This window comes from Rhizobium sp. NLR10b (assembly GCF_019685435.1).
Taxonomy (GTDB): Bacteria; Pseudomonadota; Alphaproteobacteria; order Rhizobiales; family Rhizobiaceae; genus Rhizobium.
Map to the genome: position 1 here is coordinate 73,032 of NZ_JABDWV010000006.1, position 18,550 is coordinate 91,581.

Genomic DNA, 18,550 nt, shown 5'->3' on the forward strand with positions numbered 1-18,550 from the left:
TTTACTCTGGTCCTGCCGCAGGCAATTAACCATATGCGGCGAGCGCATCGTGATCGATTGCCCACAGACTTGATATGTGGACGACGGATAAAATTTAACGCTTTTTTAACGATTGTCACAAGTCGGAATCAGCGCAGCGCACAATAAAAAACCCCGGCTCGAAGGCCGGGGTTTGAAAGGGGGAACGACTGGGCTCTTAGAGAGCCGCCTTGGTCTTTTCGAACCGTTTGCGGTCGTTGGCGTCGAGATACATCTTCCGCAGGCGAATGGACTTCGGCGTGACCTCGACGAGTTCGTCTTCCTGGATCCATGAGAGCGCGCGCTCCAGCGTCATGCGGATCGGCGGGGTCAGCTTGACGGCTTCGTCCTTGCCGGCGGCGCGGATGTTGGTCAGCTTCTTGCCCTTCAGCACGTTGACTTCGAGGTCGTTGTCACGCGTGTGAATGCCGATGATCATGCCCATATAGACCTTTTCGCCGGCGTCGATTATCATCGGGCCGCGGTCTTCCAGGTTGAACAGGGCGTAAGCAACGGCTTCACCGGCTTCGTTGGCGAGCAGCACGCCGTTGACGCGGCCGCCGATCTCACCCTTGTAGGGCTGGTAGCTGTGGAACAGGCGGTTCATGATCGCCGTACCACGCGTATCCGTCAGCAGTTCCGACTGATAGCCGATCAGGCCGCGGGTCGGCGCGTAAAACACCAGACGGACGCGGTTGCCGCCCGACGGGCGAAGCTCGACCATCTCTGCCTTGCGCTCGGACATCTTCTGCACGACGACGCCGGAATGTTCTTCATCGACGTCGATCAGAACTTCCTCGATCGGCTCCAGGAGCTGGCCGCTCTCGTCCTTGTGCATGACGACGCGCGGACGCGAAACGGCAAGCTCGAAGCCTTCGCGGCGCATGTTTTCGATCAGAACGGCGAGCTGGAGTTCGCCACGGCCGGAGACGAAGAACGAATCTTTATCGGCGCTTTCCTCGATCTTGAGGGCGACGTTGCCTTCGGCTTCCTTGAACAGGCGGTCGCGGATGACACGGCTCGTCACCTTGTCGCCTTCGGTGCCGGCAAGCGGCGAGTCATTGACGATGAAGGACATGGTGACGGTCGGCGGGTCGATCGGCTGCGCCTTCAGGGCTTCCGTCACCGACGGATCGCAGAAGGTGTCGGCGACCGTACCCTTGGAAAGGCCGGCAATGGCGACGATGTCGCCCGCATGCGCTTCCTCGATCGGCTGGCGCTCGATGCCGCGGAAGGCGAGGATCTTGGAAATACGGCCCTGTTCGATCAGCTTGCCGTCCTGGCCGAGAACCTTGACGGCCTGGTTCGGCTTGATCGAACCGGACGCGATGCGGCCGGTGATGATGCGGCCGAGGAAGTTGTTGGCTTCGAGGATCGTGCCGATCATCCGGAACGGACCTTCCTCAACCTTCGGCTCGGGCACGTGCTTGACGACGAGGTCGAGCAGCGGTGCGAGGCCTTCGTCGCTCGGGCCTGCCGGATCGTAGTTCATCCAGCCGGCGCGGCCGGAACCGTAAAGGATCGGGAAGTCGAGCTGCTCGTCGGTCGCATCGAGGGCGGCGAAAAGGTCGAAGACTTCGTTGACGACTTCGTCGGCGCGGGCGTCGGGACGGTCGATCTTGTTGATGGCAACGATCGGACGCAGGCCGACCTTCAGGGCCTTGCCGACAACGAACTTGGTCTGCGGCATCGGGCCCTCGGCAGCGTCCACGAGAACGATCGCGCCGTCCACCATCGAGAGAATGCGCTCGACTTCACCACCGAAGTCGGCGTGGCCGGGCGTGTCGACGATGTTGATGCGCGTATCCTTCCATTCGATGGAGGTCGCCTTGGCGAGAATGGTGATGCCGCGCTCTTTTTCGATGTCGTTGGAATCCATCACGCGTTCCATGACGCGCTGGTTCTCGCGGAAGGAGCCGGACTGTTTCAGAAGCTCGTCAACGAGAGTGGTCTTGCCATGGTCAACGTGCGCGATGATCGCGATGTTGCGAAGTGCCATATGTCATAATCTCTGAGGCTGGGGCGCTACGCCAAGTGGACGCGCCATTTACGTTTGGCGCGCTCTTACCGGTTTTTTCGCGATTGCGAAAGGGGGTCGCGCGCGAAAGCTGCGGCATGGCTGCCGCCATGCCGCTCGCTTCTCTGTCATCAAACTGTCTTAAGCGTCGCTGCCTGTCAATTCCTCGAAGGTGGCGAGTCCCTTTTTGACCAGCATAGCATCCGGCCTCGGCAGCTTGCCGCGGAAGCCCTTATAGGCATCCTCGGGATCAACCGAACCGCCGGTGGAATAGATATTTTCCTTGAGCTTGCGCGCCATCTCGCCGTTGAAAGCGTCGCCCGTCTCCTCGAAGGCGGCGAAGGCATCGGCGTCGAGAACTTCCGACCACATGTAGGAATAATAGCCGGCCGAATAACCGCCGGAGAAGATGTGCTGAAAGTGCGGTGTGGCATGGCGCATGACGATCGACTTCGGCATGCCGATCTCGGCCAGCACCTCCGCCTGCACCGCCATCGGATCGTCGACGGCCTGTCGCGTGTGAAACGCCATATCGACGAGCGCCGACGAGGTGAATTCGACGGTGTTGAAACCGGCATTGAAGGTGCGGGCCGCCAGCACCTTGTCGAGGAGCGCCTGCGGCATCGGCTCGCCTGTCTCGAAATGCACGGCATATTCCTTGAGGATGGCGGGAACCGTCAGCCAATGCTCGTAGAGCTGCGAGGGCAACTCCACGAAATCCCGCGAGACGCCGGTGCCGGAAACCGAGGGATAGGTGACGTTTGAAAGCATGCCGTGCAGCGCATGGCCGAATTCATGAAACAGCGTGCGGGCGTCGTCGAGCGACAGCAGCGCCGGCTTGCCCTCGGCGGGTTTGGCGAAATTGCAGACATTGTAGATGATCGGCAACTCGCCGCGGCGGCCGTTCTTCAGTTGCAGCTTGTGCTGCGATTGCAGTGAGCTCATCCAGGCGCCTGAGCGTTTCGAACTACGAGCGAAATAGTCGCCGAGGAAGAGGGCGACCAGCCTGTCGTCCCGATCCCTGATTTCGAACACCCTGACGTCGGGGTGATAGGCCGCGACACCCTTCTTCTCGACCCCGCGAATGCCGAACAGCCGGCCGGCCACATCGAAGCAGGCGTCGATGATCTTTTCGAGCTGCAGATAGGGCTTGAGCTCGGCCTCGGAAAAATCGAACTTCCGGGCTCGGATCTTTTCGGCGTAGTGGCGCCAGTCCCAGGGCATCACCTCGTGGTTCCGGCCCTCCTCGGCGATCAGCGCCGCGATGTCGATCTCTTCCTCGCCGGCGCGTTTGACCGCCCGCGCCCAGACGGCTTTCAAAAGGCCGTTCACCGCATCTGCCGTCTTCGCCATCGTGTTGTCGAGTTTCAGCTCGGCGAAATTGCCGTAGCCGAGCAGCTTCGCCACCTGATGGCGCAGCGCCAGCGTTTCCTTGATGACGGCGCGGTTGTCGGTTTCCCCGCCGTTTGCGCCGCGCGCCACCCACGCATTAAAAGCCTGTTCGCGCAGATCTCGGCGCTCCGAAAAGGTCAGGAACGGCTCGATGATCGAGCGCGACAGCGTCACAGCATATTTGCCCTCCTCGCCGCGTTCGCGCGCCGCCGCCGCCATCGCGTCGCGCAGGAATTCCGGCAGCCCATCGAGCTCGGCGCCCTCGGATAGCATAAGCGCCCAGGCCTTCTCGTCGGCCAGGACGTTCTGGCCGAACTGCGTGCCGAGGCCCGCGAGTTTTTCATTGATCGCCGCAAGCTTCTCCTGCTGGGGCTTTTCAAGCTTGGCGCCGGATTTGACAAAACCCTTCCAATGCCGCTCCAGCACCCGCGTCTGCTCCAGCGTCAGGCCGAGGCTCTCGCGGTTCTCCCAAAGCGTATCGATGCGGGCAAAGAGCGCGGCGTTCATCCCGATCTTTGAATAGTGGCGTGACATCTTCGGCGAGATCTCCCGTTCCAGCGCCTGGATGACCTCGTTGGTATGTGCGCCCGCCTTGTTCCAGAACAGCGCCGAAACGCGCGAGAGCGCATCGCCGGCAATCTCCAGCGCCACCACCGTATTGTCGAATGTCGGCGCATCACTGTTTCCGGCAATCTCGTCGATCTCCTGCTCGTGCGCGGCGAGTGCGGCGTCGAAAGCGGCGGAAAAATCGCCGTCATCGATGGCATCGAACCGTGGCAGGCCGTGGAGAGCGTCCCAGTTGATGAGCGCCGGATTGAAATCGTGGGGAGAAGCCATCGGAGAATTCCTTTTGGTATGCGGGATGGTCAATATAGGAGAGCCGTCACGGAATTGGTATGTCGTCGCGATGGGCTTTTGTCTCATTCGGCGATCTGACGCACGTCAGCCGGTGGGCAAGATTTCACAGTTGAAAATTAACCGTTTGTTAACGATTGACGCGAATCACCCACAAGCGCTAGTTTCCCGGTGATCTTTCCTGCCAGGGGACATGCGCCATGGAAATTTTTTCCCTGCGGTCTTCTCAGAGTTTGCTATTTAAAAACAACCCTAATAACGCAAGAAATTCGAAGACAGCCGATATTCAAATCGAGACCAAGGCTCCGGCTCCGGTCTCGTTCCACATCGAAGATAATCTCGACCAAGGGCCGGATTTCACCGCGGTCAGCCCCGGCGAGCTGCGCAACTACGCCCGCCAAAGCTTCGATAGCGGCCTGATCGACCAGAACACTTACGCCGCGATTTCGGAACCGCTGCCGATGCATGCGATCGATCCGCTAGGCAATATCATCGATCTCTCCGGCGTCACCGACGGCACGAGTTTCAATTTCCTCGATTATTACAAGAACCAGCTGCAGGTCGCCATGTCGATCGGCGATCCTCATGAGGTTCAGACGCTGAAATCGATCGTCAGTTTCTTGAATGCATGATCGCAGTTAGGCCTTGCGCCAACCGATGAGACCGGGCGTGGCGTGCCATAGCGCCTGGGCGGCAAAGCCCATGAACAGGACGCCGGACGAGCGCACGATCAGCCGCTCATGGGCGCGATAGAAGCGCCGCACCGCACCCGCGCCAATGACGCCGATCAGGATGATGTCGGCGGTCACGAAACCCAGGAAGGACACAGCGAGAAGCACCGGCAGCGCCTCGAAATCGAGTGCACCGGCCGAGCCCGCGACCAGCGCCGTGAAGGTGGCAAGCGCCACCGGGTACCCCTTCGGGTTGGTGACCCCGAAAATCAGGCCACGCCGGAACGGCCGCTCGATCACGACAAGCGCCTGCCCATCCGCTTTTGGCTTGGCATTGACGGCGCCCCAGCCGATCCAGGCGAGGTAGAAACCGCAGGCGAGCCCGAGCAGATCGAAGACGAAGGTTCCGATCGTCTTGGCGCCGACGATCGCAATCAGCGCCAGCGACGACCAGATGAGATCCCCGACCAGATGCCCCATCATGAACAAGGCGCCGGCCTTGCGCCCCTGCCCGGCGCCGATGCCGAGCAGTTGCAGAAAGGCGGGGCCTGGTATGAGCACATAGAACAGCGCCGCCAGAAAGGCGCCGAAGAGCAGGGACTGCGTCATGGACATGCTCCGAAGAATGACCGGAGCAGACTAAGCGATGGCAGGCATCCGTCAAGGGCGATGACACGGCCATGAAAAGGTCAGAGCGGTTCTGCGCTCCGTGAGAAGCTGAACCGCTCCAATCCCAATCTGCATGTCGTCATCACCGTCCGGTTGGCATCGGCCGGGCTCGAGCCCGGCGCCGCGTCCGGGGCGCTTCCGCAACGGGTCGCCGTCGGCCGGGTGACGGATGCGACGTCGCCCGGTCACCCATCAGGTGCCCAGGACCTCAATTCCGTGCCTCTGGCACGCCGCCAATACCGCGCCGATTTCCTCCGCCGAAGGGGGGGCCATCCGGCGGAACTTCGCTCTGGCCGATGTCGCGGAAGAAGTGGCTCATCGAATCTTCCACGACTGCGATCATCTGGGCGGGAAGGCTTCCGGTGTTGGCATAATTGTGCGGCTGGAAGGACCGCAGGGTGAGAACGTCGCCGGTCCGCGCGACCATCTGCGAGGGAGGTACGCTGTCGAACACCGTGAAAGTGATCTCACCGCTCAGGACCCGGAATATCTCCACGGATTCGTGCTTGTGCGGCGGCGTACCGGAACCGGGAGGCACGGTCACCTCCAGGATCGACAAGCCCTTCTCCGGCACTTCGCCCATGAACTGCACCTTGTCGCGAATGACCCAAAGGACGTCCGCGGTCTCTCGTGTCTTGAATGCTTGATCCATTATCGGCTCCATCGTCGGGCCGGCTCTTGCCGGCATGTGTTTGATCAGTTCTCGTCAGTCTCGGCAGCCTTCAACAGCGCCTGCATCGCCCAGGACGCGACCTGTCCCGCGTCCTTCCCCGTCAATCCGCCGTAGTCTTTAAGCGTTTCCCAGGCGCTGGCGCTGTAGAGAAGGTGGAAGAGCGCCTCGACCTTGCGGGCGCTCTTGGAATTTATATCCAGATTGGCGTCTTCGAGGCACGTCCGGAACGCAACGCGCCGTGTCTTGACCGTCCGCATCCGCATGGCGTGACCCGTGGGCGTATGAAGGGTGGCGCGAATGATACCTTCGTTCTTGTCGAACTGCGGAAAGGCGTCGAGGGGCGAGCGAAGAAGCTCCTCCAGGGTCGTTGGCAGGGTCGCCGCATTCATGTTCTGGTTAATGTAGACCCAGAACGCGTCGAACAGCGCTTCCTTCGTTGCAAAATGCCGAAACACCGTTCGCCTCTCCACCCCGGCAGACCGCGCAACATCGTCCATGGAAATGTCCGCGAACGCATTGCCGTTGAGAAGGTCTGAGGTGGCGCGCAGGATGCGCTCCCGTGTTTCCTGGGCCTGCGATTCCCGTAAGGGGGAACTGTACTTTCGTGTGGGCGACTGTTGGGACATTATGTCTCTCATGATGTATTAATGTCGCTTCTAGTGACACCATTTTACGATCATGTCAACTGGAGTTGTTGACCGTTGGCGGAGAGGGTATCGGCAAGACCTGGACGCAGGCGATGGCGCGCGAACAGCGACGATTGATGAGCGTCGTTGGGGCAATCCGGTCATCTTGGATGCCCCGAGAGGTATTGGCGCGCTTGCCACTCATTCAATAAAAAGCCCGCGCGGCGATGCCGGCGGGCCGATGTCCGTCCGAAGACGAATTCCGCGATTACTTCGCGAGGTTGCGCTTTCCGAGCGTGCGCAGGCGCAGTGCGTTGAGCTTGATGAAGCCGGCCGCGTCCTTCTGATCGTAGGCGCCCTGGTCGTCCTCGAAAGTGACGAGCTTGTCGGAGTAGAGGGACTTTTCGCTCTCGCGGCCGATGACCATGACGTTGCCCTTGTAGAGCTTCAGCGTCACTTCGCCTTCGACATGCTCCTGGCTCTTGTCGATCAGCGCTTGCAGCATCTCGCGCTCCGGCGAGAACCAGAAACCGTAATAGATCAGCTCGGCGTAACGCGGCATGATCTCATCCTTGAGATGGGCGGCACCCCGGTCGAGCGTAATCGATTCAATAGCGCGATGCGCAGAGAGCAGGATCGTGCCGCCGGGCGTTTCGTAAACGCCGCGCGACTTCATGCCGACGAAGCGGTTCTCGACGAGATCGAGACGGCCGATGCCGTTGTCGCGGCCGTAGGTGTTGAGCGTGGCGAGCAGCGTCGCCGGCGACATCTCGACACCGTTGATCGACACGGCATCGCCCTTGCGGAAGCCGACCTTGATTGTCGTCGCCTTGTCGGGCGCTGCTTCCGGGGAGATCGTGCGCATATGCACATATTCCGGCGCCTCCTGAGCAGGGTCCTCGAGAACCTTGCCCTCGGAAGATGAATGCAGAAGGTTGGCGTCGACGGAGAAGGGAGCTTCACCCTTCTTGTCCTTGGCGACCGGGATCTGGTGCTGTTCAGCAAAGGCCAGCAGCTCCGTGCGGCTCTTGAACGCCCAATCGCGCCAGGGCGCGATGATCTTGATGTCGGGGTTCAGGGCATAGGCGGAGAGCTCGAAGCGAACCTGATCGTTGCCCTTGCCGGTCGCGCCGTGGGCGATCGCATCGGCGCCGGTCTTATGGGCGATATCGATCAGATGCTTTGAGATCAGCGGACGGGCGATCGAGGTGCCGAGCAGATAGACGCCCTCGTAAACGGCGTTGGCACGGAACATCGGGAAGACGAAATCGCGGACGAATTCCTCGCGGACGTCCTCGATGTAGATCTCCTTGATGCCGAGCATCTCGGCCTTCTTGCGCGCCGGCTCCAGCTCCTCGCCCTGGCCGAGATCGGCGGTGAAGGTGACGACTTCGGCGCCGAGTTCCGTCTGCAGCCACTTCAGGATGATCGAGGTGTCGAGGCCGCCGGAATAGGCGAGCACGACTTTCTTCACGTCTTTGTATGATGCCATGATGATGAGGTCCGTTGCATAAGGCCGGCGAAAACCCGGTGTCGCGGCACTTTTAGCGAGATTGGCGCGTGACGCAAGGGCAAGTGCGATCGCTGAGGCGCCGATAGCGTTTGACACTGCGAAAGCGGCGCCCATATTCGGCTGCGTGCGAACAACGCTCGAGGAGGGGCTGTCCCCGTGACGAATATTCAAGACATTTTCAAGAAGTCCAATGTTGCCGTCATCACCGGCGGCGCTTCCGGCATCGGGCTTGCGGCGGCGAAGTACTTTGCCGGGCGCGGCATGAGCGTCGTCATCGCCGATCTCGGCGGCGACCGGCTGGCTAACGCCGCCGACGAACTCAAGGCCATTGCCGGCGAAGAGGATGTGATGGCGGTCGAGACCGACGTCGCCAGCCGCGACTCCCTGGAGGCGCTTGAACGCGCCGTGCTCCAGCGTTTTGGCCGCGTCCACGTGTTGATGAACAATGCCGGTATCGGTCCGGAAACCTCGATCTTCAGCCCGCAGGGCAATTGGGACCATATCCTCGCCGTCAACCTGATGGGCGTCGTCAACGGCACACGCGTCTTCGGGCCGAAGATGCTGTCCCATGGCGAGCCCGGCCTGATCATCAATACCGGCTCCAAGCAGGGCATCACCACGCCACCGGGCAATCCCGCCTACAATATCTCCAAGGCTGGCGTTAAAGTCTTTACCGAAGCGCTCGAACACGAGCTTCGCAACACCGCGGGGTCAAAAATCTCGGCGCACCTGCTGATCCCCGGCTTCGTCTTCACTGGCCTCACCAAGGGTGACCGCGCGGAAAAGCCGGCTGGCGCCTGGACACCGGAACAGACCGTCGACTTCATGGTCGAGAGCCTGGAACGCGGCGATTTCTATATCCTCTGCCCGGACAACGACGTCACCCGCCCGGTCGATGAACGCCGCATGGCCTGGGCGGCCGGCGACATCATCGAGAACCGCCCGCCGCTGTCGCGCTGGCACAAGGACTATGCCGACAAATTCAAGGCCTTCCTGGAGCAGAAGTGATCGTCGCCATCAGGAGGTTTGATTGGTAATTTTCTGAAAGCCGGATTAGAGATCGTCAGGTTTTTTCCGGCTTGCAGAGAGTGCCATGGATTTCGTGCCCAGCCTGCCAACACTTCTGGCCTTTGCCGCCGCGACGCTCCTCCTTGCCGCGACGCCCGGCCCCGACATGACGCTGTCGATCAGCCGCGCGCTGGCCCAAGGAAAGAAGTCTGCCCTCTTCGTCGTCGTCGGCACCAGCCTCGGCATCGTCGTCCACACCATGCTGGTCGCCTTCGGCATCTCGGCGCTGATCACTGCCTCACCAACGGCTTTCCTGATCCTGAAGACCGGCGGCGCGGCCTATCTGTTCTGGCTCGCAGTACAGGCGATCCGCTTCGGATCGAAACTTACGGTCGCCAAGGTCGAGACGCAGAAGGGGACCGCGTTTGCCAACATCTCATCCGGCTTCTGGGTCAATCTTCTAAACCCCAAGGTCATCATTTTCTTCATGACCTTCCTGCCGCAATTCGTCAGCGCCGGCGATCCCGCCGTTACGCAGAAACTGCTGTTTCTCGGATTTTGCTTCATCCTGATCGGCATGCCGGTCAATGCCAGCGTGATCCTCGCCGCCGATTGGCTGGCGTCCTGGCTGCAGAACAACAAGAAGGTTCTGCGCGGCATGGACTATACCTTCGCCGGCGTCTTCTCGGTCTTCGCCGCCAAAATCCTGCTCACCCAAGCGCGATAGGCCGCTATCGGCTTCGCCGATCGGCTCAGCCGATCAGCAAAGCGTCATCATCGAGTGTCTGGCCGCGCATCTTGCGGAACATGGCGATCAGATCTTCGACCTGCAGGTCCTTCCTGCTGTCACCCGCCACGTCGAGAACGATCTCGCCGCCATGAAGCATGATCGTGCGATGGCCGTAATCCAGCGCTTGGCGCATGGAATGCGTTACCATCATCGTCGTCAGCTTGCGCTCGGCAACGATCTTCTGCGTGAGGTCCATCACGAACTCAGCCATGCCGGGATCGAGCGCCGCCGTATGTTCGTCGAGCAGGAGCACCTCGGAGCCTGCAAGTGTCGCCATGACGAGCGACACGGCCTGCCGCTGCCCGCCCGAGAGCAGATCCATGCGATCCTTCAGCCGATTTTCCAGCCCGAGATTAAGCTCGGCGATCCGTTCCTTGAAATAGTCCCGACGTTTGCCGCCAAGCGCCGGCACAAGCCCGCGCTTTTCGCCGCGCCGGGCCGCCAGAGCAAGATTCTCTTCGATCGACAACGAGCCGCAGCTGCCAGTCAGCGGATCCTGGAAGACGCGCGCCACCAGGCCGGCGCGCGCTGCCGTCGATTTGCGCGTCACCTCGCTCTTGCCGATCAGCACCTGTCCCTCACTCGGGATGACATCGCCGGCGAGCACGCCGAGCAGCGTCGATTTGCCGGCGCCGTTGGAGCCGATGACGGTGACGAAGGAGCCTTGTTCGATGGTCAGGCTGACGCCGTTCAGAGCCTGCTTCTGCAGCGGCGTGCCGCGTCCGAAGACGACCTTGATATCCTTGACGCTGATCACGATGCGGCACCTCGGCGAAGACGGGGGAGAATGAGCGCGAAGGTGACGAGCACCGCCGTCACGAAATTGAGATCGGAGGCCTGCAGGCCGATGACGTCGCTCGACAGCGCCAGCTGGATGGCGATGCGATAGAGGATCGAGCCGAGCACGCAGCCGACGAGGGCGATCAGCAGGCCCCGGCGTCCGAGCAGCGTCTCGCCGATGATGACGGCGGCAAGACCGACGACGATCGTGCCGACGCCCGAAGTGACGTCGGCAAATCCGTTGGTTTGGGCAAACAAGGCGCCACCGAACGCCACCAGCGCGTTCGAGATCGCCATGCCGAGATAGATCTGCCGGCTGGTGTCGACGCCCTGGGCGCGGGCCATGCGGGCATTGGCGCCGGTGGCGCGCATCGCAAGCCCGGCATCGCTGTCGAGGAAGCGCCAGACAATGATCAGCGCGACAATAACCAGAACGCCGACGAAGAGCGGCCGCACGTAGAAATCACGCAGGCCATGGCCGAAAAACGGGCTGATCATCGTATCGGCATTGATGAGGGCGACGTTCGGTTTTCCCATCACCCGCAGATTGACCGAAAACAGCGCGATCATCGTCAGGATCGAGGCGAGCAGGTTGAGGATGTTGAAGCGCACGTTGAGTAGCGCCGTCACCATGCCGGCCGCCGCACCCGCCGCCATCGCAATCAGCGCCGCGAGCCAGGCATTGACGCCGGCAATGATCAGCACCGCGGTAACCGCCGCGCCGAGCGGAAAGGAACCGTCTACCGTGAGGTCAGGAAAATCGAGGACGCGGAAGGCGAGATAGACGCCGAGGGCGACGAAGGAATAGACCAGGCCGAGCTCGACGGCCCCCCAGAATGCGATTTGGCTCAAGGCTTTCAGCCCCTTTTGTTTTCGTTCCGCCCGTCGCGAAACCGCAGCCTTTTAATACTTCAGCCGCCCCCGTGCAAACGGGAGCGGCTGAATGTGAATGGTTGATGCGACGATGAGCGCTTATTCGATGACCTTGTTGGCGCGTGAAAGCACGCTCTCGGGCAGGGTGACGCCCATCTTGGCCGCAGCCGCCTTGTTGACGACGAGATCGCTGCCGGCGGCGGTCTTGACCGCGATGTCGCCCGGGTTTTCGCCCTTCAGGACGCGCACGACGATCTCGCCCGTCTGCTTGCCGACGTCGTAATAATTGAAGCCGAGCGCGGCGATCGAACCGCGCGAAACCGAATCCGTATCAGCGGTGAAGAGCGGCAACTTGCTCTCTTCGGCAACCGCAACGGCGCCCTCGAGCGCGGAGATGATCGTGTTGTCGGTCGGAATATAGATGGCATCGGCGCGGCCGACGAGGGCGCGGGCGGCACCCTGAACCTCGGCCGATTTGGTCGCGGCCGATTCGACCACCGTCAGGCCGGCCTTTTCGGCTTCGGCCTTCAGCACGGCGAGCAGCGAAACCGAATTCGCCTCGCCGGAGTTGTAGAGATAGCCGATCGTCTTCACCTTCGGCAGGATTTCCTTGATCAGCGCCAGGTGCTCGCCGACGGGCGACATGTCGGAAAGGCCGGTGACGTTGCCGCCCGGCTTGTCCATGTTCTTGACGAGCTGGGCGCCGAGCGGATCGGAGACGGCCGTGAAGACGACAGGAATGTCGCGCGTCGCCGAGACGACGGCCTGGGCCGACGGCGTGGAAATGGGGACGATCACGTTGGGCTCGTCGCCGGCGAACTGACGGGCAATCTGGGCTGCCGTCGCCGGATTGCCCTGCGCCGATTCGAACATGAATTTCAGGTTCTCGCCTTCCTTGTAGCCCGCCGACGTCAGCACGTCGAGAACGCCCTTGCGGGCGGCATCGAGCGCGGGATGCTCGACGATCGCAGTGACGGCAACGGTCACATTATCGGCCTTGGCGGGCAGGGAAAGGGCCAAAGTGGCGGCAAGAGCGAGCAAAATCGGGCGCATGGATGTCCTCCTGAATGATTTTGGCGGCACTATTAGGAAAAGCGCATGCTTAAATCAATGCAGGAGAATTGTAGCGAGGATCAAACTTGCTGATCAGTCGTCGGCGCCGTGATTGGCGATCATCATTGCCTCGAAGGCCAGGCGCTCGGTCTTGCGCATGCGTTCGGATTCCGATTTCAGCTGGCCGCAGGCGGCAAGGATGTCGCGGCCGCGCGGTGTGCGGATCGGCGAAGCGTAACCGGCCGAATTGATGAAATCGGCGAACTTTTCGATCTGCTCCCAATCCGAACACTGGTAATTGGTGCCGGGCCAGGGATTGAACGGAATGAGGTTGATCTTCGCCGGCACGCCTTTCAGGAGCTTGATCAAACCCTTCGCGTCTTCGAGGCTGTCGTTGACGTCCTTCAGCATCACATATTCGAAGGTGATGCGCCGGGCATTGGAAAGGCCCGGATAGGCCTTGCAGGCGTCGATCAGTTCCTTCAGCGGGTACTTCTTGTTGATCGGCACCAGAATATCGCGCAGGTCGTCGCGCACCGCATGCAGCGAGATCGCCAGCATGACGCCGATCTCCTCGCCGGTGCGGAAGATCTCCGGCACGACGCCGGAGGTGGAAAGCGTCACGCGGCGTTTGGACAGCGACAGGCCGTCGCCATCCGTGGCGATCAGCAGCGCTTGCTTGACGCTGTCGAAATTATAGAGCGGCTCGCCCATGCCCATCATGACGATATTGCTGACCTTGCGGCCCTCGGCAGGCATGATCGTGCCTTGCGGCGCTTCACGATCCGGGAAGTCGCCGAGCCGGTCGCGAGCGAGCAGCAACTGCGACAGAATTTCCTCCGCCGTCAGGTTGCGCACCAGGCGCTGTGTACCGGTATGACAGAAGGAACAGGTCAGCGTGCAGCCGACCTGGCTTGAGATGCAGAGCGTGCCGCGGCCCTCTTCCGGAATGTAGACGGCCTCGATCTCGACCGGGCGGCCCGCGCCCCGCGCGGGAAAACGCAGCAGCCATTTGCGCGTGCCGTCGTTCGAGACCTGCTCCTCGACGATTTCCGGACGCGCGATGGTGAAATGCGTCTTCAGCATTTCACGAAGATCCTTGGCGATATTGGTCATATAGTCGAAATCGGAGACGCCGCGCACATAGATCCAATTCCAGAGCTGCGAGACGCGCATCTTGATCTGCTTTTCGGGCACGCCTTTTTCCCGGAGCGCCGCCGCCATTTCCTCCCGGGAGAGCCCGATCAACGACGGCTTCTCGGCGCCGGAAGACGGGCGCGCGGCCTGAGGTTTGTTGATGACGATCGCATCCATGACGGACATAGGCTTCTGACCCCGAATTCGAACACGTAACCGTTCCGCAAGCCGCGGACTTCGGGATCTGATCCGGAAGACTTGCGGAGGCATGACGGCACATTGGCAGAAATTGATGGCGGACGGCGACTGATATCGCGATCTGTCCGCTGTTTGCGCGGCCTTTAGCATTATTTTGCCCGCGCGTCACTAATGCATGTCGCCCAAAAGTGTGAAGCGGTTTTGGAAAAACGACATGCATACAGCAGAGACCTAAACGGCAAGAGCCGGCACAAGGCCGGCTCTTGAAACTTTGTGACCGAAAGTCCCGCTTACTTGCAGCTTTCGATCTGCTTGAGCGCAGCCGAGATGCCCGACAGCGAATAGCTGTAGGACGTGCCGGTGCCTTTGCGCGAAACCGCATTGACGGTCATCGAATGGCCGGTCTTCATCGCCGCGACGAGGGCCGGCTCCTGGGCAGCATTCTCGACCCAGCCCGCCTTGTCCTTGGTAAACATGACGAAGGTCTTGTTGTCGATGACGACATTGATCTTCGAATTTTCCTTCACCGTGTAGCCCATCATCGCCTGCGGCTCGTAGGAGATGTTCTGGCCGGGCCGCTGCGAAACGATGAAGAAATTGTCGCCATGGTCGACGCTTGCTGGCTGCTTTGCCGTTGGAACGGACAGCACGTAGCACACGGTGCTATTGCCCGACTTATAGGAATAGGCGCCCCATGCCTGGAACTGCTGAATGCGGGTCGGCGCGGCCTGCTGCGCTGCCGCCACTCCGGCCATTGTCAGGGTGAGGGCGAGGGCGGATACGATACTTCTTACAAACATGGATTCCTGCCGGTTCTTGCGATTCAAGGCCCGAAGCGATCATAGCGGGCGCCGCATAATCACGATCTGCTTTATTTTGACTTAATTCAGGTTACCAAATGGTCAACAATAGCTGCGATTTGTATGTGCCTGTGTCATTTCAGCTCGACTACCACCTTTGCCCCTTGCCGAAATCGGCTGCGATGCCGGTGCGCCGATGGCACCGACTGGCCGTTCGGCTGAACTTAAGACACAAAGATTCAGGCAACAGTTTGACCTTTCAAAAATCCGCTGTACCTCATTAAGACTTTGGAAATCCGGGACGAAATTTTCGCCGCAGGGGGCTGGTGAGACGACATGGATGCCGAGGAAAGACAGCGTTTCGCTGCCCTCGCAAAGGCCGTCGCGGATGATCGCGACCAGCAGGCCTTTTCTATCCTGTTCGACTATTTCGCGCCGCGCCTGAAGAGCTGGCTGATGCGCCAGAAGATGACATCAGGCGAGGCCGAAGAGCTGGTCCAGGAGATCATGATCGTGCTCTGGCACAAGGCCTATCTCTACGATGCGACGCGATCTTCTCTGTCGACCTGGCTTTTTCGCATCGCCCGCAACCGCCGCATCGATCTGCGGCGCCGCACCAGCACCCGCACTTTCGACGAAACGGACCCGACCCTGCTGCCACCGGCTGAGATCGGTGCCGATGAAATCGTCGCCAATGGCGATCGCGATGCCAAGCTGCGCGCCGCTGTCGAGCAACTGTCCGAAGAACAGCGCGATATGCTGCGTGCAGCCTTCTTTCTCGGCCAATCGCATTCTGAGATAGCCGAAGCGACCGGGCTGCCGCTCGGCACGGTGAAATCACGTATTCGGCTTGCGTTTGGAAAGCTTCGCAAGATGCTCGAGCAGGAACTCAGGTGAACCGCGCCGCGGCCTTCAAATCGTTTTCATCGTGTCCGCAGGCCGGTCGGCAAGGACGCGGTCCGCTGCGTCGTAATGGTTCGGCCGGATATGACCGCGCACCATGGCGAAGGCGGCGGAAAGCACGGCGATGTCGTCAGAAAAGCCGATAACAGCGAAAATATCCGGGATCATGTCTATCGGCATGACGAAGTATGCCAGCGCGGCCAGCAGCACGCCGCGCACCTTGGTCGGCGTCTGCGGATCGAGCGCACAGTAGAAACCCGCGACGACGTCGCGCGAAAAGGGAATCTGGCGCACGGCCCGGCGGAAGGTCGGCCAGAACTTCTGCCGTACGGTTTCCTCCCGCCGGCTCTGGGTGTCCTCGTCGCCCGGCAGCAGGATTTCCCCGAATTTGACCTCGTCCATTCCTGACATCCTTTCGTCCATGCGAACATATGGTGATGGCGCTTCGGCTTTCAATCAGCGCTCGTTTCAAACGGCACCGCGTGCCGCCGCCTTGTCCATCGCCCTGGCGAGCTTGAAATCCAGTTCCGTCAGCCCGCCGGCATCATGCGTGTTCAGCGTCACATCCACCCGGGAATAGACGTTGAACCATTCGGGATGGTGGTTGAGTTTCTCGGCCGTAATCGCTGCCTGCGTCATGAAGCCGAAGGCCTCGATGAAATTTGAAAACTTGAACGTTTTCGAGATTGAAGAGGCCGCATCGTTGAGCGCCCAGCCTGAAAGCTCAGCCAGTCGTGCCTCGGCCGCCGCCCGTTCCAGTCTTTCCTGTTTCATGCCATGGTCCTCTCATCTGTCAGCAGGTCACCGATGAAAGACATCAGCATCCTTTTCGTTTGCATGGGCAATATATGCCGTTCTCCGCTTGCGGAGGGAATTTTTACCCACCTTGCCGCCGAGGCGAGGCTGACCGATCGTTTCACGATCGATTCCGCCGGCACCGGCGGCTGAGATGAAGGTGAACCGCCCGACTGCCGTTCGATCGCTGTTGCCCGCCACCATGGCATCGACATAGCAGGGCAACGCGCCCGGCGCATCCGTTCGATCGATTTCGTCAGTGTCGATCTGATCGTCGCCATGGACCGCGACAATGTTGCGGAACTCAACAGGATCGCCCCTCCCGAGGCGAACATCCAGCTGTTCGGCGATATCGCGCTGGGAACGGGGAGGACATTGCCGACCCCTATGATGGCGGTCCGGAAGGTTTCGAGCTGCTCTATACCAAGCTCTTGACCGGCTGCAGCAGCCTGCTCGAAACGCTGGTCCCCGAACGTACTTCGTGCAGCGGGAACACTTCCTCGGTGAGATAGGGCCCGCCGCCGACCGATTCGCGCGATGAAAGCAGCACGAAACGCGGCGCCGTGAAGGTCGCGGTGTGGAAGTTGCCACGCCCACTCAGATATTGCACGACATCGTCGAGCCGCGAGGATTTCAGCCGGGCCAGCGTCACGTGCGGCGTGAATTTGCGCGGATCCGGCGGCAGGCCGATGCGCTGGCAGATCCGTTCGATCTCAGCCTGCAGGGCGTACATCTCAGGCGACTGAGAAACGCCCGCCCAGACCGAATGCGGCTTCTTCGAGCCGAAGGACCCGATGCCTTCGAGCCGGAACTGAAATTCCGGCCGATCGATCCGGTCGAGGCGTTCAACGATTTCATCGGCCGTTCGGCCGTCGACATCACCGATGAAGCGCAGCGTGATGTGGTAATTTTCCACATCGATCCATCGTGCTCCGGGGAGGCCACCGCGCAGCAATGAAAGGCTCATTGCCGCATTGCGCGGAATTTCGAGGGCGGTAAACAGTCTCGGCATAACGAGCACTCCCCGAATCTTTTGCAGGTGCTTACACGGAATCACGCAATCAATGGCCGTGCAAGCCCCTAATTCTTCACAGAAGAAATCGTATCGATGAAATTTGTGACATCAGCTTCCATTTTCTCGACCATGACGTCGACACCTCTCGCGTTTGGATGCATGCCGTCATCGAGCTTCAGCCCCGCATCGAGCGCAACCCCGTCGAGGAAGAAGGCATAAAGTGGAACTCCATATTTGTCGGAAAGTTTCCGATAAATCGGATTGAAGCGCGCCGCATAATCCGCTCCCATGTTCGGCGGCGCCATCATGCCGACAAGCAGCACCGCTATGCCGCGCGCCTTGAGCCGGGCAATCATCTGATCGAGGTTTTTCTCGCTCTCTTCCGGCGGAATACCGCGCAGCGCATCATTGGCGCCGAGCTCGAGGATAACGCCATCGGTGCCGTCGGGGACCGACCAGTCGACCCGGGCAAGCCCACCTGTCGTGGTATCGCCCGAAACCCCGGCATTGGCAATGGAAACGTCGAGCCCCTTGGCCTTCAAAGCCGCCTGCAGCTTTTCCGGAAAGCCCTCGCCGGGCGGCAGCTGATAACCCGCCATCAGGCTGTCCCCGAATCCGACGAGATTGATCGTCCGCGCATTGACTCCAACGGCAAAGATCAGCGACACCGCGATGACGGTGAATTGAAGCGCGGCAACTTTAAATCTCATTCTGGCTTCCCTAGATTGGCGAGGTGCCGTGATGCGGCCATTGCGTTAGAGATT

General features: G+C 60.7%; 19 protein-coding genes and 1 pseudogene. 5 read left to right on the plus strand and 15 right to left on the minus strand.

What is annotated here, in order from left to right; genetic code table 11:
- Positions 1-196: 196 nt before the first annotated feature.
- Together typA and HJB91_RS11235 are read right to left on the minus strand one after the other, a co-directional pair.
- Entirely contained in the window at positions 197-2,017 is a 1,821-nt protein-coding gene (gene typA, locus HJB91_RS11230) for a translational GTPase TypA (protein WP_085779724.1), read from the minus strand.
- Between the two features lie 159 nt (positions 2,018-2,176).
- Entirely contained in the window at positions 2,177-4,264 is a 2,088-nt protein-coding gene (locus HJB91_RS11235; protein WP_221154739.1) for a M3 family metallopeptidase, read from the minus strand.
- Positions 4,265-4,482: 218 nt separating this feature from the next.
- On the opposite strand from HJB91_RS11235, the gene HJB91_RS11240 reads away from it, so the two are divergent.
- Positions 4,483-4,914, plus strand: a complete 432-nt coding sequence (locus HJB91_RS11240; RefSeq protein ID WP_210632976.1) for a hypothetical protein — start codon at positions 4,483-4,485, stop codon at positions 4,912-4,914.
- Between the two features lie 6 nt (positions 4,915-4,920).
- Here the strand turns inward: HJB91_RS11240 and HJB91_RS11245 are convergent, their stop codons facing one another.
- From HJB91_RS11245 to HJB91_RS11260, 4 genes are all read right to left on the minus strand, one after another.
- Positions 4,921-5,562 (minus strand): LysE family translocator, encoded by a 642-nt coding sequence (locus tag HJB91_RS11245; RefSeq protein WP_210632977.1) that lies wholly within the window; start codon positions 5,560-5,562, stop codon positions 4,921-4,923.
- Positions 5,563-5,830: 268 nt separating this feature from the next.
- Positions 5,831-6,274 (minus strand): cupin domain-containing protein, encoded by a 444-nt coding sequence (locus HJB91_RS11250; RefSeq protein ID WP_259669877.1) that lies wholly within the window; start codon positions 6,272-6,274, stop codon positions 5,831-5,833.
- Positions 6,275-6,318: 44 nt separating this feature from the next.
- A complete protein-coding gene (locus tag HJB91_RS11255) occupies positions 6,319-6,921 on the minus strand; it encodes a TetR/AcrR family transcriptional regulator (protein ID WP_221154740.1) in 603 nt (200 codons plus the stop codon).
- 268 nt (positions 6,922-7,189) lie between these two features.
- Complete coding sequence (locus HJB91_RS11260) at positions 7,190-8,413, minus strand: argininosuccinate synthase (protein ID WP_210632980.1); 1,224 nt, start codon at positions 8,411-8,413, stop codon at positions 7,190-7,192.
- Between the two features lie 177 nt (positions 8,414-8,590).
- Between HJB91_RS11260 and HJB91_RS11265 the strand changes: the two genes are divergently transcribed.
- Both HJB91_RS11265 and HJB91_RS11270 read left to right on the plus strand, forming a co-directional pair.
- Positions 8,591-9,442, plus strand: coding sequence for an SDR family NAD(P)-dependent oxidoreductase (locus HJB91_RS11265; RefSeq protein ID WP_221154741.1), 852 nt, complete (start codon positions 8,591-8,593; stop codon positions 9,440-9,442).
- A gap of 85 nt (positions 9,443-9,527) precedes the next feature.
- Entirely contained in the window at positions 9,528-10,169 is a 642-nt protein-coding gene (locus HJB91_RS11270) for a LysE family translocator (RefSeq protein ID WP_221122929.1), read from the plus strand.
- Between the two features lie 25 nt (positions 10,170-10,194).
- Here the strand turns inward: HJB91_RS11270 and HJB91_RS11275 are convergent, their stop codons facing one another.
- The 5 genes from HJB91_RS11275 to HJB91_RS11295 all read right to left on the minus strand — a co-directional run bounded on the left by HJB91_RS11275 (position 10,195) and on the right by HJB91_RS11295 (position 15,073).
- Complete coding sequence (locus HJB91_RS11275) at positions 10,195-10,989, minus strand: ABC transporter ATP-binding protein (protein WP_221122928.1); 795 nt, start codon at positions 10,987-10,989, stop codon at positions 10,195-10,197.
- Positions 10,986-11,864, minus strand: coding sequence for an ABC transporter permease (locus HJB91_RS11280; protein WP_221154743.1), 879 nt, complete (start codon positions 11,862-11,864; stop codon positions 10,986-10,988). Before HJB91_RS11280 ends, HJB91_RS11275 begins: the two co-directional genes overlap by 4 nt.
- 120 nt (positions 11,865-11,984) lie before the next feature.
- Positions 11,985-12,938, minus strand: a complete 954-nt coding sequence (locus HJB91_RS11285; RefSeq protein ID WP_221146086.1) for an ABC transporter substrate-binding protein — start codon at positions 12,936-12,938, stop codon at positions 11,985-11,987.
- A 93-nt stretch (positions 12,939-13,031) separates the two neighbouring features.
- Positions 13,032-14,261 (minus strand): 23S rRNA (adenine(2503)-C(2))-methyltransferase RlmN, encoded by a 1,230-nt coding sequence (rlmN, locus tag HJB91_RS11290; RefSeq protein WP_210632986.1) that lies wholly within the window; start codon positions 14,259-14,261, stop codon positions 13,032-13,034.
- Between the two features lie 302 nt (positions 14,262-14,563).
- Positions 14,564-15,073: an invasion associated locus B family protein gene (locus HJB91_RS11295; RefSeq protein WP_064805485.1), complete on the minus strand. Its 510-nt coding sequence runs from the start codon at positions 15,071-15,073 to the stop codon at positions 14,564-14,566.
- Positions 15,074-15,409: 336 nt separating this feature from the next.
- Between HJB91_RS11295 and HJB91_RS11300 the strand changes: the two genes are divergently transcribed.
- Positions 15,410-15,970: a sigma-70 family RNA polymerase sigma factor gene (locus HJB91_RS11300; RefSeq protein ID WP_221146090.1), complete on the plus strand. Its 561-nt coding sequence runs from the start codon at positions 15,410-15,412 to the stop codon at positions 15,968-15,970.
- A gap of 15 nt (positions 15,971-15,985) precedes the next feature.
- Here the strand turns inward: HJB91_RS11300 and HJB91_RS11305 are convergent, their stop codons facing one another.
- Together HJB91_RS11305 and HJB91_RS11310 are read right to left on the minus strand one after the other, a co-directional pair.
- Entirely contained in the window at positions 15,986-16,378 is a 393-nt protein-coding gene (locus HJB91_RS11305) for a YkvA family protein (RefSeq protein ID WP_210632988.1), read from the minus strand.
- 66 nt (positions 16,379-16,444) lie between these two features.
- Positions 16,445-16,750, minus strand: a complete 306-nt coding sequence (locus HJB91_RS11310) for a 4a-hydroxytetrahydrobiopterin dehydratase (RefSeq protein WP_210632989.1) — start codon at positions 16,748-16,750, stop codon at positions 16,445-16,447.
- 33 nt (positions 16,751-16,783) lie between these two features.
- On the opposite strand from HJB91_RS11310, the pseudogene HJB91_RS30645 reads away from it, so the two are divergent.
- A pseudogene (locus HJB91_RS30645) lies at positions 16,784-17,283 on the plus strand (low molecular weight protein-tyrosine-phosphatase).
- Here HJB91_RS30645 and thpR read toward each other — a convergent pair.
- Both thpR and HJB91_RS11330 read right to left on the minus strand, forming a co-directional pair.
- The gene (gene thpR, locus HJB91_RS11325; RefSeq protein WP_210632991.1) at positions 17,190-17,783 is read right to left on the minus strand and encodes an RNA 2',3'-cyclic phosphodiesterase; all 594 of its coding nucleotides are present in this window, start codon (positions 17,781-17,783) and stop codon (positions 17,190-17,192) included. The pseudogene HJB91_RS30645 and the gene thpR overlap by 94 nt on opposite strands.
- A gap of 68 nt (positions 17,784-17,851) precedes the next feature.
- Entirely contained in the window at positions 17,852-18,496 is a 645-nt protein-coding gene (locus HJB91_RS11330; RefSeq protein WP_221154744.1) for an arylesterase, read from the minus strand.
- Positions 18,497-18,550 lie beyond the last annotated feature (54 nt).

What these genes read in the sequence shown, in the direction of transcription:
- typA (WP_085779724.1), bottom strand. Translation starts at nt 2,017, where the DNA reads ATGGCACTTCGCAACATCGCGATCATCGCGCACGTTGACCATGGCAAG.
- HJB91_RS11235 (WP_221154739.1), bottom strand. Translation starts at nt 4,264, where the DNA reads ATGGCTTCTCCCCACGATTTCAATCCGGCGCTCATCAACTGGGACGCT.
- HJB91_RS11240 (WP_210632976.1), top strand. Translation starts at nt 4,483, where the DNA reads ATGGAAATTTTTTCCCTGCGGTCTTCTCAGAGTTTGCTATTTAAAAAC.
- HJB91_RS11245 (WP_210632977.1), bottom strand. Translation starts at nt 5,562, where the DNA reads ATGACGCAGTCCCTGCTCTTCGGCGCCTTTCTGGCGGCGCTGTTCTAT.
- HJB91_RS11250 (WP_259669877.1), bottom strand. Translation starts at nt 6,274, where the DNA reads ATGGATCAAGCATTCAAGACACGAGAGACCGCGGACGTCCTTTGGGTC.
- HJB91_RS11255 (WP_221154740.1), bottom strand. Translation starts at nt 6,921, where the DNA reads ATGTCCCAACAGTCGCCCACACGAAAGTACAGTTCCCCCTTACGGGAA.
- HJB91_RS11260 (WP_210632980.1), bottom strand. Translation starts at nt 8,413, where the DNA reads ATGGCATCATACAAAGACGTGAAGAAAGTCGTGCTCGCCTATTCCGGC.
- HJB91_RS11270 (WP_221122929.1), top strand. Translation starts at nt 9,528, where the DNA reads ATGGATTTCGTGCCCAGCCTGCCAACACTTCTGGCCTTTGCCGCCGCG.
- HJB91_RS11285 (WP_221146086.1), bottom strand. Translation starts at nt 12,938, where the DNA reads ATGCGCCCGATTTTGCTCGCTCTTGCCGCCACTTTGGCCCTTTCCCTG.
- rlmN (WP_210632986.1), bottom strand. Translation starts at nt 14,261, where the DNA reads ATGTCCGTCATGGATGCGATCGTCATCAACAAACCTCAGGCCGCGCGC.
- HJB91_RS11295 (WP_064805485.1), bottom strand. Translation starts at nt 15,073, where the DNA reads ATGTTTGTAAGAAGTATCGTATCCGCCCTCGCCCTCACCCTGACAATG.
- HJB91_RS11300 (WP_221146090.1), top strand. Translation starts at nt 15,410, where the DNA reads ATGGATGCCGAGGAAAGACAGCGTTTCGCTGCCCTCGCAAAGGCCGTC.
- HJB91_RS11305 (WP_210632988.1), bottom strand. Translation starts at nt 16,378, where the DNA reads ATGGACGAGGTCAAATTCGGGGAAATCCTGCTGCCGGGCGACGAGGAC.
- HJB91_RS11310 (WP_210632989.1), bottom strand. Translation starts at nt 16,750, where the DNA reads ATGAAACAGGAAAGACTGGAACGGGCGGCGGCCGAGGCACGACTGGCT.
- thpR (WP_210632991.1), bottom strand. Translation starts at nt 17,783, where the DNA reads ATGCCGAGACTGTTTACCGCCCTCGAAATTCCGCGCAATGCGGCAATG.
- HJB91_RS11330 (WP_221154744.1), bottom strand. Translation starts at nt 18,496, where the DNA reads ATGAGATTTAAAGTTGCCGCGCTTCAATTCACCGTCATCGCGGTGTCG.